Below are 15,573 nucleotides of genomic sequence, written 5' to 3'. Positions count from 1 at the left end.
GTGGTGAGCGGTTCCCCGGGTGCGGCGTCGAATGGGTGGGACGGAACGTCCGGCCGGGATCCGGGCGGACGCTCCGGTGGACGGGTCGGCGGAGCAGTCCGGCTCAGTAGCGGCTGAGCACCGGGTACGGGCTGAGCACGATGCGCGGCGAGGCTGCCGGGTTGAGCCAGCCGAGCACCCCGACCAGGTGGTCGTGCGAGAGGCTGACGCAGCCGGCGGTGGCGTTGCCCGACGCGGTGCTGAACTCGTGCAGAAAGATGCCGCTGCCGGCGTTCGGCACCGGCCTGGCGACGTTCGGGGCCATGTTGTAGGTGATCACCGCGAAGTGCGTGTACGCCGGTGTCTCCTGCCAGAGCGCCTCGCTGTAGCCGCCCGGGTTGGTGGTGGTGTGCTGGAAGCTGTTGTAGTACGGCGAGTCCGGGTTCTCGTTCCACCAGTCGTAGCTGACGAGCCGGTGGTAGGGGTAGCGCACGCCCGGGTTCGCGCCGATGCCGTACATCGTCGGGCCGATCGAGTAGACGCCGGTCGGGGTGGTCGGCACGCCCTCGACGTGGTTGTCGCTGAAGCCCCTGGAGCCGATCCGCGCGGGCAGGGGCGCCGACACCGGGATCCACCGGCCGCCGACCTTCGTGAACGTCTCGAGGGTCGCGGACGTCGAGGTCCAGCTCGCCGCGCCGACGACGATGACCTGCCTGGTCTCCGTCGGCAGCGTCTTCAGCCTGGCGGCATGGTTCTTCGCGTGCGAGCCGCCGGGCCGGACGGGGCCGCCACCGGCGTCGGGATCGGTGATCGCCGCGACCGCGGGTGTCGCGCCACCGGCGATGATCGGCGCGGCGACGCCGGCGGCCGCGCCGAGAATGAGAGATCTCCGCTTCACCCGGACGATCCTGGCACCTCGCGCTTTTCCCTGACGCCCCACCAACAGTGACATATATCCGCCGTTCCGCTCAGCGTGTCCATGTAACGCCAACGGGACCCGGTGCGCTTCGCGGGAACGGTCCCCGGCTCGGACCCGGAACCGAAAGCGGAGAACTCGATCGGCTTCCGCCGGGACGGGTCAGGACCGGGTCCGCAACTCCCCGGTCCTGACCCCCAGCCGTCCGGCGTGGTAGCGGAATTCGCCGTTGCGAGCGCGGCGGGCGTGGCACGCCGCCCACGCCGGGCTCAACACGGCGAGCCGGCCCGCATGCACTCAGCTCCACGGTGCCCAACTACCGGACTTCGGCGCGCCCCCGACTCACCCCGAAGAGCCGTGAACGCGGGCCCAGGTTAGGCATCCCGCCGCAGGCCGAACAAGCTTTGCCGGATCCGGGAAAGTGTGATTGATACCAAGGTTGAAATGCGGCATGTCGGCGTAACAGGCTCAGCCGGAATGACGCTGTTCCTCCTCGGAGCGACCGGTCCGCCCGGCGTCCCGATCGGCGTCGGACCGGCCGGCCGCCAGGGCGCCGGCGATCAACGCGAGCGCGCCCAGGTGCAGCATTCGCACCCCGCCCGGGGCGGGCATCGTGGCGTACGGCAGCGCCGGTAGCACCGCCGCCCCGGCGGCCGTGACGAGCAGCGCCACCCGCCAGAAGACCGCGGGGCGGGCCGGCGGCGCCGGGGGGCGTACGCCGTCAAAGATCTCATGCCGGCGCGCGGCGCGCAGCGCCAGCCCGACCACGACCACGGCGCCGACCACCGTGCTGAGCAGGTCGGCGAAGAACCACCAGTACATGCCGGTGAGGGCGTGCCAGTCAACACCGACGACGCGCAGCCAGCGGTCGGTGTGGGTGACCCGGTCCCAGCCGACATGGCTCGCCGCGCCGATCAGCGCCGAGCAGACGGTGACCTGCCAGGGATGCCGGACGCTGCCGAGCGCGGCATGGTCCCGCCAGGCGAAGGCGCGCTGACCGGGCAGGTGCACCGCGATCCCGGCGATCACCCGGCGGACGATCCAGGCATAGCCGAGCGCCACCGGCAGGCACCACCAGAGCAGCCCACCCAGCGTGTGGGTCCGCGGCCCGAGGGCGAACCGGGTGCCGGTGAACAGGTAGCAGACGTCCGGCGACACCGCGCCGGTGGCCAGGGCCACCCCGTCGAACCAGTGTGGGCGCCACAGCTTCAGCGGCAGCACCGGAGCCAGGTGCGAGGGGAACGTCAGCGGCACGAGCTGGACATTACCGGCGGATCAGAAATGCCGGAGCAGGTCGGGGAAGGCGGCCAGCCGGACCACGCCGGTGTCGGTCGGGTCCAGCTCGTCGTCCTCCAGCACCCAGGTGTTCTCGTTGGGGATGAAGACCGCGTTCAGGCCGGCGGCCCGGGCCGGCAGGATGTCGGACCGCGGCGAGTTCCCGATCATCCACGCGCCGGCCGGGTCGAACCCGTGCTCGGCGGCCAGCCAGCGGTACGTGTCGACGTCCTTCTCCCGGACGATGTGCGCGGCCCGGAAGTGGCGCAGCAGACCCGAGGCGTCGAGTTTGCGCTGCTGCTCCTCCCGTTCCCCCTTGGTGAGCAGCAGCAGCTCGTGGCGGGTGGCGAGATCGTCCAGCGTCTCCGCGACCCCGGGCATCAGTTCGACGGTGTGCCCGACCAGCGCCGCGGCCAGCTCGTCCAGCTCCCGGCGCTCCCGCTCGGTGGCCGGCCGCTCGCGCAGCCGCTCCAGGCACTCCCCCAGGCTGTGCAGGAAGACCTTGCTGCCGTAGCCGTGCGCCACGGCGTTGGCCCGCTCGATGTCGTCGAGGACGGCCCGGATCTCGGTCCGGTCCAGCGTGGGGTGGTCCAGCCAGGCGAGGAAGTCGTCGATCACCCGCTCGAAGAGGACGTTGTTCTCCCAGAGCGTGTCGTCGGCGTCGAAGATGAGCACCGTCGCCTCCCGGCGCTGCCGCATCGCGTTCCCCTTCCGTGTCCGGACCGGGGACACGCTACTGCCCACGGCCGACCCGGGCATCCGGTTATGTCCCCCGGTGGCGGCTCAGCGCCGCAGGGTGAGGATCAGGTCGGCGACCAGTGCGGTCCAGCCGGTCTGGTGCCAGGCCCCCAACCCGGCGCCGTTGTCGCCGTGGAAGTACTCGGGGAAGCAGATCAGGTCCCGCCAGTCCGGGTGGGTCTGGAAGAGCTGGGCCGCGCCGTAGATCGGCCGCCGGCCCCAGCCGTCCCGGGTGAAGAGCGAGATCAGCCGGGCGGAGAGGTCGTCGGCGATCTCGTCCAGGGTCAGCTTCTGCCCGGACCGGGTCGGGTACTCGACCTGGAGATCGTCGCCGAAGAAGGCGGCGTAGTCGCGCAGCGCGCTGATCAGCAAAAAGTTGGTCGGCATCCAGATCGGGCCGCGCCAGTTGGAGTTGCCGCCGAACAACCCGCTGGTCGACTCGGCCGGCTCGTAGCCGACGCTGAACTCCTGGCCGCCGAGGGTCACCGTGAAGGGCTTGTCCAGGTGGGCGCGGCTGAGCGTGCGGAGGCCGTACTCGGAGAGGAACTCGTCGGTGTCCAGCATCCGGGCGAGCAGCCGGACCACCTGGTCGGGGCCGACCATGGACAGCAGCCGCTGCTGCCGCCCGTCCGGGCCGAGCCGGCGGGCGCCGATCACCTCGGCGTACTCGGGGCGGTTGGTGAGGAACCAGCGCAGCCGGGCGCCCAGCTCGGGCAGCCGGTGCAGGGTCTTCGCGGTGAGCCGGGTGGTCGCCGCGAGGGGCAGCAGCCCGACCACCGAGCGGACCTTCAGCGGCACCTGGCTGCCGTCGGCCAGCCGCAGCACGTCGTAGAAGAAGGCGTCCTCGTCGTCCCAGAGCCCCTGGTCGTAGGCGGCCGCGGCGATGTACGCGAAGTGCTCGAAGAACTTCGTCGCGGTGTCCACGTACGCCCGGTCGTGCTCGGCGAGCACGATGGCCATGTCGAGCAGGTTGAGCGCGTACATGGCCATCCAGCCGGTGCCGTCGGACTGCTCCAGCACCCCGGCCACCGGCAGCGCGGCGGAGCGGTCGAACGGGCCGACGTTGTCCAGCCCGAGGAAGCCGCCCTCGAAGACGTTGTTGCCGCCGGTGTCCTTGCGGTTGACCCACCAGGTGAAGTTGAGCAGCAGCTTGTGCATCACCCGGGCGAGGAACTCGTGGTCCCGGGAGCCGTCGATCTCGAAGACCTTCAGCGCCGCCCAGGCGTGCACCGGCGGGTTCACGTCGCCGAACGCCCACTCGTACGCCGGGACCTGCCCGTTGGGGTGCAGGTACCACTCGCGGAGCAGGAGCAGCAGCTGCTCCTTGGCGAAGCCGGGGTCGACCCGGGCGATGGTGACGCAGTGGAAGGCCAGGTCCCAGGCCGCGTACCAGGGGTACTCCCAGGGGTCCGGCATGGAGATCACGTCGAAGCTGGTCATGTGCCACCAGTGGCTGTTACGCCCGTGCCGCCGACCGGCCGGCGGTGGCGTCGAGCCGGGGTCGCCCTCCAGCCACCGCTTGACGTCGAAGTGGTAGAACTGCTTGCCCCACATCAGCCCGGCGATGGCCTGCCGAGCCACCAGGGCCTCGTCGGCGCTCGCCGCGGCCGGGATGACGCTGTCGAAGAACCGGTTCGCCTCGGCCCGCCGGGCCCAGAGCACCGCGTCGAAGCCGTCGCCCAGGTCGGCCGGCGGCGGCGGGGCGAGCCCCGGCGGCGGGGCGGTCCGGGTCAACCGCAGCCGGATCTGCCGCTGCCCCCCGGCCGGCACGTCGAAGACGTAGTGCAGCGCGCCCCGGGTCCCCTCCCGGTCCGGGTTGACCGTGGCGGCGCCCTCGACGACGTGGTCGTTGATGCCGTCCTTCGGGTACGGCGACCGGCCGGGCAACCTCCAGAGCCGCTCGGCATTGGTGTCGTTGTCGCAGAGCAGCGGGATCGGCGTGCCGTCGCCCTCGAGGAGGATCTGGCCGAGCACCCAGTGCTCGCCGACCAGGCGGGCGCCGTCACCGACCAGCCTCGGCACCCGGTCGCCGCCGGGCAGCCCCCACGCCCAGGTGTTGCGGAACCAGAGCGTGGGCAGCACGTGCAGCCGCTCGGCCCGGTCGCTCCGGTTGGCGACGGTCACCAGGATGCACATGTCGGTCGGGGACGCCTTGGCGTAGTCGACGGTCACCGCCCAGTACCGGTCGTCGTCGAAGATCCCGGTGTCGACCAGCTCGTACTCGGTGTCGTCCCGGCCGCGCAGCGCGTTGACCGCGACCAGCTCGTCGTACGGGAAGGCGGCCTGCGGGTAGTGGTAGCGCCAGCGCATGAAGGAGTGGGTGGGGGTGGAGTCCTCGTACCACCAGTACTCCTTGACGTCCTCGCCGTGGTTGCCGCCGTCGCCGCCGAGGCCGAACATCCGCTCCTTGAGGATCGGGTCCTTGCCGTTCCAGAGGGCGAGGGCGAAACAGAACGTCTGCCGGTCATCGCAGACGCCCGCCATGCCGTCCTCGTTCCACCGGTAGGCTCGGGACCGCGCGTGATCGTGGGGAAAGTAGTCCCACGCCGTGCCGTGTTCGCTGTAGTCCTCCCGTACCGTCCCCCACGCCCGCTCGGACAGATAGGGACCCCATGCGCGCCAGTCCTGCTCCCCGGCGTCGGCCTGGGCGAGCCGGAGCCGCTCGGGGTCGGGGGCGGCGGAGGTCGGACGGTCAGTGATCACCTGCACATCTTCGACGCCGCCAGGGTACTTCACCACAGCGGCCATTCTCGTCGTGGCGTGTAGCACGCCGCTCCGGGTGGAGGAAAGTTGATCGAAATGCGCTTCGGTCCGCAGGTCTGCGGCGACCTCGCCGCCGGGTCGACCCGGGAATGGCTGGTCCCGGACGGCCGGGGCGGCTACGCCATGGGCACGGTCAGCGGGCTGCGCACCCGCCGATACCACGGGCTGCTGGTGGTGGCCGGGGAAACGCCGGCGATCCGCCGGATGGGTCTGGTCGGCCTGGACCCGGCGGTCACCCTGCCGTCCGGGGCCCGGGTGCGCCTCGGCGCGCACGATTGGTCCTCCGGTGACGTCGACCCCCGCGGCTTCGAGCTGCTGGAGCAGTTCGCCCTGGTCGACGGGGTGCCGCGCTGGCGCTGGCGGATCGGGGACGTGGTGATCGAGCGGGAGATCGCCATGGCGTACGGCCGGTCCTGCGTGGCGGTGGTGCACCGGCTGGTGTCGGGCGGCCCGGTCCGGCTGGACCTGGCGGCGGCCTGCACCTGGCGGGACGCGCACGGCGAGCGGCGGGCCGACGGGCCGACACCTCGGATGGAGCCGGCCGCGGGCGGAGCGGTGATCGAGGGGGCGTTCCGGCTGACCGGGCCGGACTGGACGCCCGCGGGGCAGTGGTGGCTGGGCGTGCGCCACCGCGAGGAGGCGGCCCGCGGGCTGAACCCGGACGAGGACCTCTGGTACGCGGGCCGCTTCGCCGGGGCGCTGGACCGCCCCGGCGACACGGTGTCGGTGCTGGCCTGGGCCGACGACCTGACCGACCATCCGCCCGCGGCGAGCGCGCTGGTCGAGGCGGCCCGGCGGCGAAACCGGGACGTGGTGGCCGCGGCGAAGCCGGCCGACCCGGTGGCGGCGGCCCTCGCCCTGGCCGCCGACGCGTTCGTGGTGCGCACGGCCAACGGCCCGGACGTGGTCGCCGGCTACCCGTGGTTCGGCGCCTGGTCGCGGGACACCATGACCTCCTACGAGGGGCTCTTCCTGCGCACCAACCGGGGCGACGAGGGGCGGGAGCTGCTGCGGGCGTACGCGGCGACGCTGTCGGAGGGGATGCTGGCGAACACCGCCGACACCGGCCGGGTGGAGTACAACACGGTCGACGCGACGCTGTGGTTCCTGCACGCGGTGAACCGGCACGTCACCGTCACCGGCGACACCGACCTCGGCGACGAGCTGCTGCCCGCGCTGCACGCCGTGGTCGAGGCGCACCTGGCGGGCACCCGGTACGGCATCGCGGTCGACCCGGCCGACGGGCTGCTCACCCAGGGCGGCCCGCCGGAGGTCGCGCTGACCTGGATGGACGCCCGGGTGTACGGGGTGCCGGTGACTCCGCGGACCGGCAAGCCGGTGGAGGTCAACGCGCTCTGGGTGAACGGGCTGGCCGGCCTGGCCGAGCTGACCGAGCTGGTCGGCCGGGACGGCACCGCGCTGTGGGGGCTGCACACGAAGGCGACCACGGCGTTCCGGAAGCGGTTCCCGGCGCCGGTGGGCTGGCTGCACGACGTGGTGGACGCGCCGGCCCCGGCGTACCCGCTGGGCGGGGCCCCGCACCACGACGACGACCTGCTCCGCCCCAACCAGCTGCTCGCCTGGTCGCTGCCGTACGCCCCGCTGGACCCGGACGAGGCGACGCTGCGCCGGATCACCGCCGGGCTGTTCACCCCGCTCGGGCCGCGCAGCCTCTCCCCCGACTCACCGGGCTTCGTCGGCCGGCACCGGGGCGGTCCGGCGGAGCGGGACGGGGCCTACCACCAGGGCACCGTGTGGCCGTGGCTGATCGGGCCGCTGGTCGACGCGCACCGGCGGGCCGGACTGCCCACCGATGATCTTCTGGTCGGACTCGAGGGGCATCTGGGCGAGTACGGGCTGGGATCGGTGAGCGAGACGGCCGACGGGCTCGCCCCGCACGGCGCGACCGGCTGCCCGTTCCAGGCGTGGTCGGTCGCCGAGCTGTTGCGCGTCCGGCAGGCCGGATAGGCACGCGTTACACACCGGCAACCACGGCGTCTCCGCTGGTTATCGACCGGTCGGCAGGATTGGCCCCGACCCACCCGAGACGACCGGCACCCGGTGTGGTGCCGGCCGCGGCGCGGTGCGGGAACAACTCAAAGGGGGACGCATGTCACCTGACGCCGACGTGATCGACATCCACCCCGCCCGGCACCAGCGGGTGCTGATCCTGTCCTGGGAGTACCCGCCCGTGCTCGTCGGTGGACTCGGCCGCCACGTGCACGCCCTCTCCGTCGCCCTGGCCGCCGCCGGCCACGAGGTCACCGTCGTCACCCGGCACGCCGAGGGCGCCCAGCCGGAGGAGTACGCCGACGGCGTCCGGATCCTCCGGGCCGCCGAGGACCCGGTCACCTTCCCGCTCGCCACCGGCTCCCTGCTGGCCTGGACGATGGCGTTCAACCACACGCTCACCCGCACCGCCCTGCGCGCCGCCGGGTCCGGCGCGTACGACGTGATCCACGCCCACGACTGGCTGGTCGCGCACTCCGCGGTCACCCTCGCCGAACACCTCGACCTGCCGCTGGTCACCACCATCCACGCCACCGAGGCCGGCCGGCACCAGGGCTGGCTGCCGGCGGAGATGAACCGCACCATCCACGGCGTCGAGCACTGGCTGAGCAACGCCTCGGCCCGGGTGATCGCCTGCTCCGGCTACATGCGGGACCAGGTGGCCCGGCTCTTCGACGTGCCGACCGGGCGAATCGACGTGGTCCCCAACGGGGTCGACCACCGGGCCTGGCACGCCCGCCCGCGGACGGTCGCCTCCGCCCGGGCCCGCTACGCCGGGGACGGCCCGCTGATCGGGTACGCCGGCCGGCTGGTCTACGAGAAGGGCGTGCAGCACCTGGTGCACGCGGTGCCGTACCTGCGGGACCGGCACCCGGGGCTGCGGGTGGTCATCGCCGGGGACGGGCCGTACCGGGACGAGCTGGTCGCCGAGGCGCGACGGCTGCACCTCGGCGACACCGTGCGCTTCGCCGGTTTCCTGGACGCCACCCAACTGCCGGCGGTGCTCGCCGCGACCGACGCGACCGTGATCCCCAGCCTCTACGAGCCGTTCGGCATGATCGCCCTGGAGGCGGCGGCCGCCGGAGCCCCCCTCGCCGTGGCGAGCACCGGCGGGCTGGCGGAGATCGTCGAGCCCGGCGTCACCGGGGTGACCTTCCCGCACAGCGACCCCGACGCGCTCGGCGGCGCGGTCGACCAGCTCCTCGGCGACGAGGTCTTCGCCCGCCGGTTGGCCCGCCGGGCCCGCAGCATGGTCGCCGAGCGGTACGGCTGGTCGACCATCGCCGCCCGGACCGCGACCAGTTACGCCGCCGCCCGCCGGGAGCACGGGCCGTTCCAGGCCCGGCGGGCCGCCGCCCTGCTGACCGGTGGCCGGCCCGCCATCGCCATCCCGGACGGAAACCTGCTGACCGGGGCCGCCAGCTGAGCCGTCCGCGCCCTGACCGCTTCCGACCCGGTCCCTGAGCCCCTCCCCAGTGGACCGTCCGGGTGATGCCCCTCGACGACGCGGCTGATTACAGTGGCGTAGTTTTGTCGATCAAGATCTCTGGGGAGGGCGAGTCGACATGATGGGACCGTCCCACGCGCTGTCCGGCGCGGCGGTGTGGCTGGCCGGGTCCTGGGCGCTGGACCAGTTCTCCGACTACCACCAGACGCCGCTGGCGCTCGCGGTGGGGACCGCGGTCTGCGCGGGCGGGGCGCTCTTCCCCGACCTCGACCTCTCCGGCAAGGTGACCCGCAACCAGGGCGGGGCGACGGTGGCCCGCACCTTCGGCGTGTTCAGCCTCTTCATCGCCGAGGTGATGGAGAAGATCTCGCTGGGCGTCTACTACGCCACCAAGCTCAGCAAGGATCCGCGCCGCAACAACGGTCACCGCACGCTGACCCACACCCTCCCGTTCACCGTGCTGGTCGGCTGGGGCACCACGGCGCTCTGCGCCCACTTCGGCAAGTGGGCGGTGGTCAGCATCCTGTTCTTCATGATCGGGCTGGCGCTGCGCGGGCTCTTCGACGAGTGGGCCGAGCGGGCCGGCTGGGTGATCGTGACGCTGGCCTCGGCCGCCGCCGCCTGGTTCACCTTCGCCAACCTGCCGGGCGACCGAGGTTATCCGCTGATCGGGTTGGCCGTCGGGGTGGGTTGTTTCGTGCACATCCTCGGCGACATGATCACCCGGGCCGGGGTGCCGATCCTCTGGCCGATCCCGATCAAGCGCCGGATGTGGACGATGGTCGGCCTGCCCAACGGCATCGCGCTGCGCACCGGCAGCAAGGCCGAGGTGATCGTGCTGCGGGCCGCGCTGACCGTGCTGGCGGTGCTCGCCGCGGTGGGGCTGGTCGCGCCGTCGGTGCTGCAGCGGTTCAACATCGAGGTGTGACGGAGATCGAGGACACCCTGGCCGGCGCGGGCCGGCCGCCGGTCGAGGACGCCGCGGTGCCGGCGTTCTGGCGCCGACTCGGCCTGCCCGGGCTGGCCGACGTGCACGTGCACTTCCTGCCGCCAAGGCTGCTGCGCAAGGTATGGGCGTACTTCGACGCGGCCGGGCCGCTGGTCGGCACGGAGTGGCCGATCCGGTACCGGTGGAGCGACGCCGAGCGGGTCGCGCACCTGCGCCGGCTCGGCGTACGGGCGTTCACCGCCCTGGCGTACCCGCACCGGCCCGGCATGGCGGAAGCGCTGAACCGGTGGACGCTGGACTTCGCCCGCGCCACGCCGGGCTGCCTGCCCTCGGCGACCTTCTACCCGGAGCCGGACACGGTCCGGTACGTCGCCGGGGCGCTCGACGCCGGCGCCCGGGTGTTCAAGGTGCACGTCCAGGTCGGCGGGTTCCTCCCCACCGACCCGGCGCTGGACGCGGTGTGGGGGCTGCTCGCCGACGCGGGCGTGCCGGTGGTGGTGCACGCCGGGCACGCGCCCGTCGGCACCCCGCACACCGGCCCGGAACCGTTCGCCGCGCTGCTCGCCCGGCATCCGGGGCTGACCGCGGTCGTGGCCCACCTGGGCGCGCCCGACTACGCCGCGTTCCTCGACCTGGCGGAGAAGTACGAGCGGGTGCGGCTGGACACCACCATGGCGTTCACCTCGTTCTTCGACCGGTTCATGCCGTTCCCGGCCGGCGAGCTGCCCCGGCTGCGCGAGCTGGGGCTGGCCGGCAAGGTGCTGCTGGGCAGCGACTTCCCGAACATCCCCTACCCGTACGCGGAGCAGCTCGCCGGGCTGGAACGGCTCGACCTCGGCGACGACTGGCTGCGCGCGGTCCTCTGGGAGAACGCGGCCGACCTTTTCGCGCTGGCCTGACCCCGGTCGCTACCCCTGCTTGAGGGCGGAGAGGCCGACCCAGCGTCCCGCGTACGGGCCCGAGGCCAACCGGAGGTGCTCCACCCCGTTGAGCACCGCCCGCGCCCACCGCCCGGCGCCGACTCAGACGCCGACGCGCTGCTCGGGGATGGTGAGGCCGTAGAGCGCCATCAACTCGGGGCTGTCGATCCGGCTGCCGTCGGCCACCGAGTCGCAGGAGATGTCGACGATCTGGTCCTTGTGCGCCAGCAGGTAGGGCCGGGCGCCGACGTCCGCGCTCGCCAGGGTGGCGATGCCGGCCCAGTGCCGGCGGCCGAAGAGCATCGGGTAGCCGCGCAGTCCGTCGTAGGTCGCGCAGACCAGCACGTCGGGGTACGGCAGCGCGGTCACCCGCCGGATCGCGCCGGCGGTCAGCCCCGGCATGTCCACGGGCGCCACGACGACCGCCTCGATCCCGTCGTCGGTCAGGGCCGCCAGGCCGGCGCGGATGGAGGAGCCGACGCCGGTCCCCCACGCCCGGTTGACCACCACGGTGGCCCCGGTCAGGTCGGTCGTCTGGCGGACCTGGTCGGCCGCCGCGCCCAGTACGACCACGATCTGCTCGCAGCCCGCCTCGACCATCGTGTCGATCATCCGGTTCACCAGGGGCTTCTCCCCCTGGTGCAGCAGCGCCTCGGGTCCGCCGAGGCGACGTCCCCCACCCGCTGCGATGATCATTCCTGCGATCCGGTTCAGCTGGGCCCCCTCGACCGTGGGGACGGCACCGGCGCCACCCGCGTCCGGTCCGTCCCGTTTACGCACAACGGGCCCAACGAGCACCCCCGGGGCGGGGTAGCGGGGCAAAAAGGAAAATTGCCTGACTATGCCGCGTCGGCGTAGCAGTCGACCACGGACAGGTCCAGCGGGAACCGGACCGGGGTGTCGCCGAAGAGCAGCGCCGCCGCCCGCGCCCCCGCGGCGGTGACCGCCTCCGCCACCGCCTCGGCCTGCCCGGCCGGGCAGTGCACGATCACCTCGTCGTGCTGAAAGAAGACCAGCTCGGCCTCGGTGCCCGCGAGGGCCGTCCGCAACGTGGCCAGCAGCGTCGAGGCCCACTCGGCGGCGGTCGCCTGGATGACGAAGTTGCGGGTGAACCGGCCCCGGGAACGGGCGGCGCGGGCCCGGGGCCCCTGTGGGTCTCCCCCGGCGTCCGGGTCCGCCTCGTCGCCGTCGGCGAAGCCGACCGAGCCCGGCGGGCAGGTGCGCCCGAGCCAGGAGCGCACCAGTCCACCGGCCTCGCCGGTCCGCGCCGCCGCCTCGACGTAGCCGAACGCCGTCGGGTAGTTCCGCTTGAGCACGGCCAGGGCGGGCACCGCCGATCCGCCGGTCTGCCCGTACATCGCGCCGAGCAGGGCCACCTTCGCCCGGGCCCGGTCACCGGCGAAGGCGTCCCGGGCGAGCGCGGCGTAGAGGTCGCCGGCCCCACCGGCCGCCGCGAGCCGGGCGTCCCCGGAGACCGCGCCCAGCACCCGCGGCTCCAACTGGCCCGCGTCGGCGACGACGAAGGTCCAGCCGGGATCGGCCACCACCGCGCGCCGGATCACCTTCGGGATCTGCAGCGCCCCGCCGCCCCGGGTGGCCCATCGGCCGGAGACCACGCCGCCGGGCACGTACTCCGGGTGGAAGCGGCCGCCGGAGACCCAGGCGTCCCGCCACGCCCAGCCGTGCGCCGTCCAGATCCGGTAGAGCTCCTTGTATTCCAGGACCAGCGGCACCGCCGGATGCTCCACCCCGCGCAACACCCAGGCTCGGGTGTTCGGCAGCTCCACGCCGGCCCGGGCGAACGCCTTCAACAGCTCCGCCGGGGAGTCCGCGTGCAGCTGCCGTACGCCGAACGCCGCGGCGATCCGGGCGGCCAGCTCGGCCAGCCGGCGGGGCGGCCCGCCCACCGGGGACGCCTCCCCGAGCAACTCGGCGAGCATCGCGTCGTGCACCTCGGCCCGCCACGGCAGCCCGGCCGCCCCCATCTCCGTGGCGATCAGCGCGCCCGCCGACTCGGCCGCCACCAGCAGGCGGAACCGGCCGGGATGCTCGGTCGCCGCGATCCGGGCGAGCTGGTCGGCGTACACCCGGGTCAGCGCTTCGATGCCCGGGCCGGGCGGACCGGACGGCGCGTCGAAGAGCGCGCCCTGCCCATGGCCGGGCGGCTCCGGCGGGCGGGGCGCCGGGTCGGGCGGGACCGGCGCGCCGGTCAGCCGCGCCCAGGCCGCGGCGAGCGACCGGGGCTCGCCCCACCGGCCGGCGTGCCCGAGCAGCAGCGCCTCGGTCAGTTCCACGTCGTGGCAGCGCTCCAGCCGGACCCCGGCGCGCAGCAGCACGGGGTAGACCGCCGCCCCGGCGGCCCACACCCAGCGCGGGCGCTCGGCGGCCTCCCGGGCGGCCACCGCGGCGGCGAGGTCGGGCACCGGCTCCGCCGGCCCGGCGGGCCGGCCGGCGGCGTCGAGGGGTTGCAGCACTCCCCCGCCCCGCTCGTCCGCCACCACCGCCACCAGCACGGACGTGATTCTGCCCCGCACCTGCGACAGTCCGCCGCGCGCCGTCGCCCGAGAGCCCTCATGCACGACGGCGAGTGGCCGTCCCGACCGGGACGGCCACTCGCCGCGGGCGGCCGCGCCCCCGCGGCGGGCGGGTTACTTCCCCACGCCGGCCGTCAGGCCGGACTGGACCTGGCGCTGGAAGACGATGTACACGATCAGCACCGGGAGCATCGCCATGGTGACCCCGGCGAAGAGGCCGGACCAGTCGGACTTGTAGCCCTGGTTGACCGAGAGCTCGATCAGCCCCTGGGCGATCACCTGGTGCTTCGGCTCGCCCGCCACGGACTGCATGAGCAGGGTCGGCAGGTACCACTGGTTCCACTGGCCGAGGACGTTGAAGATGCCGATGCTGACCAGGCCCGGCTTGGCCATCGGCAGCATGACGCTGAAGAACGCCCGGGTGTGCGAGGCGCCGTCGACCATCGCCGCCTCGGCGATCGAGTGCGGCAGCGTCCGGAAGAACGAGTGCATGAAGAAGACGGTGAACGACAGCGACCAGGCCACATAGACCAGAATCAGCGTGGCGTGCTTGTTCGGGCCGAGCAGCGGAAACACCACGCTCATGTTGTAGACGCCCTTGAACAGTGGCACCGCGGCGAGGTAGACCGGCAGCGTCAGCCCCGACAGGAACATCCAGTAGATCAGCCGGTTGCCCCGGAACTCGTAGCGGGCCAGCGCGTACGCCGCCATCGAGCCCAGCAGCATCGTCAGGGTCACGCTGAAGGCGAGCACGAGCAGTGTGTTCAGGAAGAAGCTGTCGATCCCGGCCGTCCAGGCCCGGGCGAAGTTGTCCCACTGCAGCGACTTCGGGATCAGCGACAGCGGCTCGCGGATCACCTCCGAGTCGGTCTTGAGTGCGGACATCACCACCCAGAGCAGCGGATAGACCACCATGATCGCCCACACCGCGAGGAACAGGTGCGAGAAGCCGTTGAATATCCGGCCGCCGATGCTGTTGGCGGCTTTCGCCCGTCGGCCCGCTGCCGAATCGGCCGGCGACGCCGCATCGGGTCGCCTCTGGTCGGAGGTGTGGGTCACCGTGCTCATCGTCCAGGCCTCCTCAGAACTCGATCCGCTCACGGCGGGTAATCCTCAGCTGGAGGGCGGCCAGCAGGATGGTGAAGATGGCCAGTGCCACGGCGATCGCGCAGGCGTAGCCGAACTGGCCCTTCTGGAACGCGTTGAACTGGATCACCGAGGCGAAGATCTCGCTGGCGTGGTTCGGGCCGCCCTGGCTCGGCGTCATGACGAAGACCAGGGCGTACATGTCCAGGGCGATGAAGCCCAGGTAGACCCAGGCGACCGAGATGGTGTCCCGGAGCAGCGGCAGGGTGACCCGGAAGAACGTGTGGAACCGGCCGGCCCCGTCGAGGATCGCCGCCTCGTAGATGTCCTTCGGGATCGACTGCATGGCCGCGGAGAAGAGCACCATGTAGAAGCCGGCGCCGCTCCACACCGCGATGAGCAGCAGCCACCAGAGCACCGCGGGGATGCCGAGGAACGGCTCCGGGTCGGCGGTGAAGGCGATCGGGTTCTCCGCGTCGACCAGCCCGATCTTGACGAGCAGGCCGTTGATCAGGCCCTGCTGGTCGGTCCGGTAGATCTGCTGCCACATGACGGCGATGACCACCAGCGACAGCACCTGCGGGAAGAAGAAAATGACCTTGTAGAGGGCGGAGCCGAACACCCCGCGGATGCCGGCCCTGTCCTCGCGTCCGCCCACGTTGAGCAGGAACGCGAGGAACAGGGCCAGCGCGATGGTGAACAGCGGCACGGTGACCAGGAAGAACACGTTGTGCCAGAAGGCCTTCCTGATCAACTCGTCCGACAGCAGCCGGACGTAGTTGTCAAGACCGACGAAGTGCTGGGAGTCCGAGTACCCACCCCAGTCGGTCAGCGAGTAACCCGCCGCCTGCACGAAGGGCCACACCACGTAGAAGAGGTACAGCGCAACCGGCAGGGCCAGGAAACCCGTGACGAAACGCGCAACACCATGCCGCATGGTCACTCACTTCTCTAAC

Annotated in this window: 12 protein-coding genes; 4 read left to right on the top strand and 8 right to left on the bottom strand. The window is 72.6% G+C overall.

What is annotated here, in order from left to right; translation table 11 throughout:
* Positions 1–103: 103 nt before the first annotated feature.
* The 4 genes from GA0070613_RS19390 to GA0070613_RS19375 all read right to left on the bottom strand — a co-directional run bounded on the left by GA0070613_RS19390 (position 104) and on the right by GA0070613_RS19375 (position 5,656).
* Positions 104–877: a L,D-transpeptidase family protein gene (locus GA0070613_RS19390; RefSeq protein WP_089013596.1), complete on the bottom strand. Its 774-nt coding sequence runs from the start codon at positions 875–877 to the stop codon at positions 104–106.
* Between the two features lie 486 nt (positions 878–1,363).
* Entirely contained in the window at positions 1,364–2,149 is a 786-nt protein-coding gene (locus GA0070613_RS19385) for a DUF4184 family protein (protein ID WP_089013595.1), read from the bottom strand.
* 21 nt (positions 2,150–2,170) lie between these two features.
* The gene (locus GA0070613_RS19380; protein ID WP_089013594.1) at positions 2,171–2,869 is read right to left on the bottom strand and encodes an HAD family hydrolase; all 699 of its coding nucleotides are present in this window, start codon (positions 2,867–2,869) and stop codon (positions 2,171–2,173) included.
* Positions 2,870–2,953: 84 nt separating this feature from the next.
* Positions 2,954–5,656, bottom strand: a complete 2,703-nt coding sequence (locus tag GA0070613_RS19375; RefSeq protein ID WP_089013593.1) for an MGH1-like glycoside hydrolase domain-containing protein — start codon at positions 5,654–5,656, stop codon at positions 2,954–2,956.
* 42 nt (positions 5,657–5,698) lie between these two features.
* Here GA0070613_RS19375 and GA0070613_RS19370 point away from each other — a divergent pair, with 42 nt between their 5' ends.
* The 4 genes from GA0070613_RS19370 to GA0070613_RS19355 all read left to right on the top strand — a co-directional run bounded on the left by GA0070613_RS19370 (position 5,699) and on the right by GA0070613_RS19355 (position 10,976).
* Positions 5,699–7,639: an amylo-alpha-1,6-glucosidase gene (locus GA0070613_RS19370; RefSeq protein ID WP_089013592.1), complete on the top strand. Its 1,941-nt coding sequence runs from the start codon at positions 5,699–5,701 to the stop codon at positions 7,637–7,639.
* 142 nt (positions 7,640–7,781) lie between these two features.
* Positions 7,782–9,107 carry a glycosyltransferase family 4 protein gene (locus tag GA0070613_RS19365; protein ID WP_089013591.1) on the top strand — a complete coding sequence of 442 codons (1,326 nt, stop codon included), beginning with the start codon at positions 7,782–7,784 and terminating at the stop codon, positions 9,105–9,107.
* A gap of 139 nt (positions 9,108–9,246) precedes the next feature.
* Complete coding sequence (locus tag GA0070613_RS19360; RefSeq protein ID WP_089013590.1) at positions 9,247–10,056, top strand: metal-dependent hydrolase; 810 nt, start codon at positions 9,247–9,249, stop codon at positions 10,054–10,056.
* A 5-nt stretch (positions 10,057–10,061) separates the two neighbouring features.
* Entirely contained in the window at positions 10,062–10,976 is a 915-nt protein-coding gene (locus GA0070613_RS19355; RefSeq protein WP_231929847.1) for an amidohydrolase family protein, read from the top strand.
* A 123-nt stretch (positions 10,977–11,099) separates the two neighbouring features.
* On the opposite strand, the gene GA0070613_RS19350 is transcribed toward GA0070613_RS19355, so the two are convergent.
* The 4 genes from GA0070613_RS19350 to GA0070613_RS19335 form a co-directional block, all read right to left on the bottom strand.
* Positions 11,100–11,693 (bottom strand): nucleotidyltransferase family protein, encoded by a 594-nt coding sequence (locus GA0070613_RS19350; protein ID WP_089013589.1) that lies wholly within the window; start codon positions 11,691–11,693, stop codon positions 11,100–11,102.
* Positions 11,694–11,836: 143 nt separating this feature from the next.
* Positions 11,837–13,540 (bottom strand): bifunctional 3'-5' exonuclease/DNA polymerase, encoded by a 1,704-nt coding sequence (locus GA0070613_RS19345; RefSeq protein WP_172876008.1) that lies wholly within the window; start codon positions 13,538–13,540, stop codon positions 11,837–11,839.
* A gap of 105 nt (positions 13,541–13,645) precedes the next feature.
* On the bottom strand, positions 13,646–14,446 hold the full coding sequence (locus GA0070613_RS19340; RefSeq protein ID WP_231929846.1) for a carbohydrate ABC transporter permease: 801 nt from the start codon (positions 14,444–14,446) through the stop codon (positions 13,646–13,648).
* A 166-nt stretch (positions 14,447–14,612) separates the two neighbouring features.
* The gene (locus GA0070613_RS19335) at positions 14,613–15,554 is read right to left on the bottom strand and encodes a carbohydrate ABC transporter permease (RefSeq protein WP_089016057.1); all 942 of its coding nucleotides are present in this window, start codon (positions 15,552–15,554) and stop codon (positions 14,613–14,615) included.
* Positions 15,555–15,573 lie beyond the last annotated feature (19 nt).

It is taken from the genome of Micromonospora inositola (assembly GCF_900090285.1).
GTDB classification, from domain to species: Bacteria; Actinomycetota; Actinomycetes; order Mycobacteriales; family Micromonosporaceae; genus Micromonospora; species Micromonospora inositola.
Note: the sequence above shows the minus strand (reverse complement) of the source record. Positions and strands in the feature narration are given on the sequence as shown.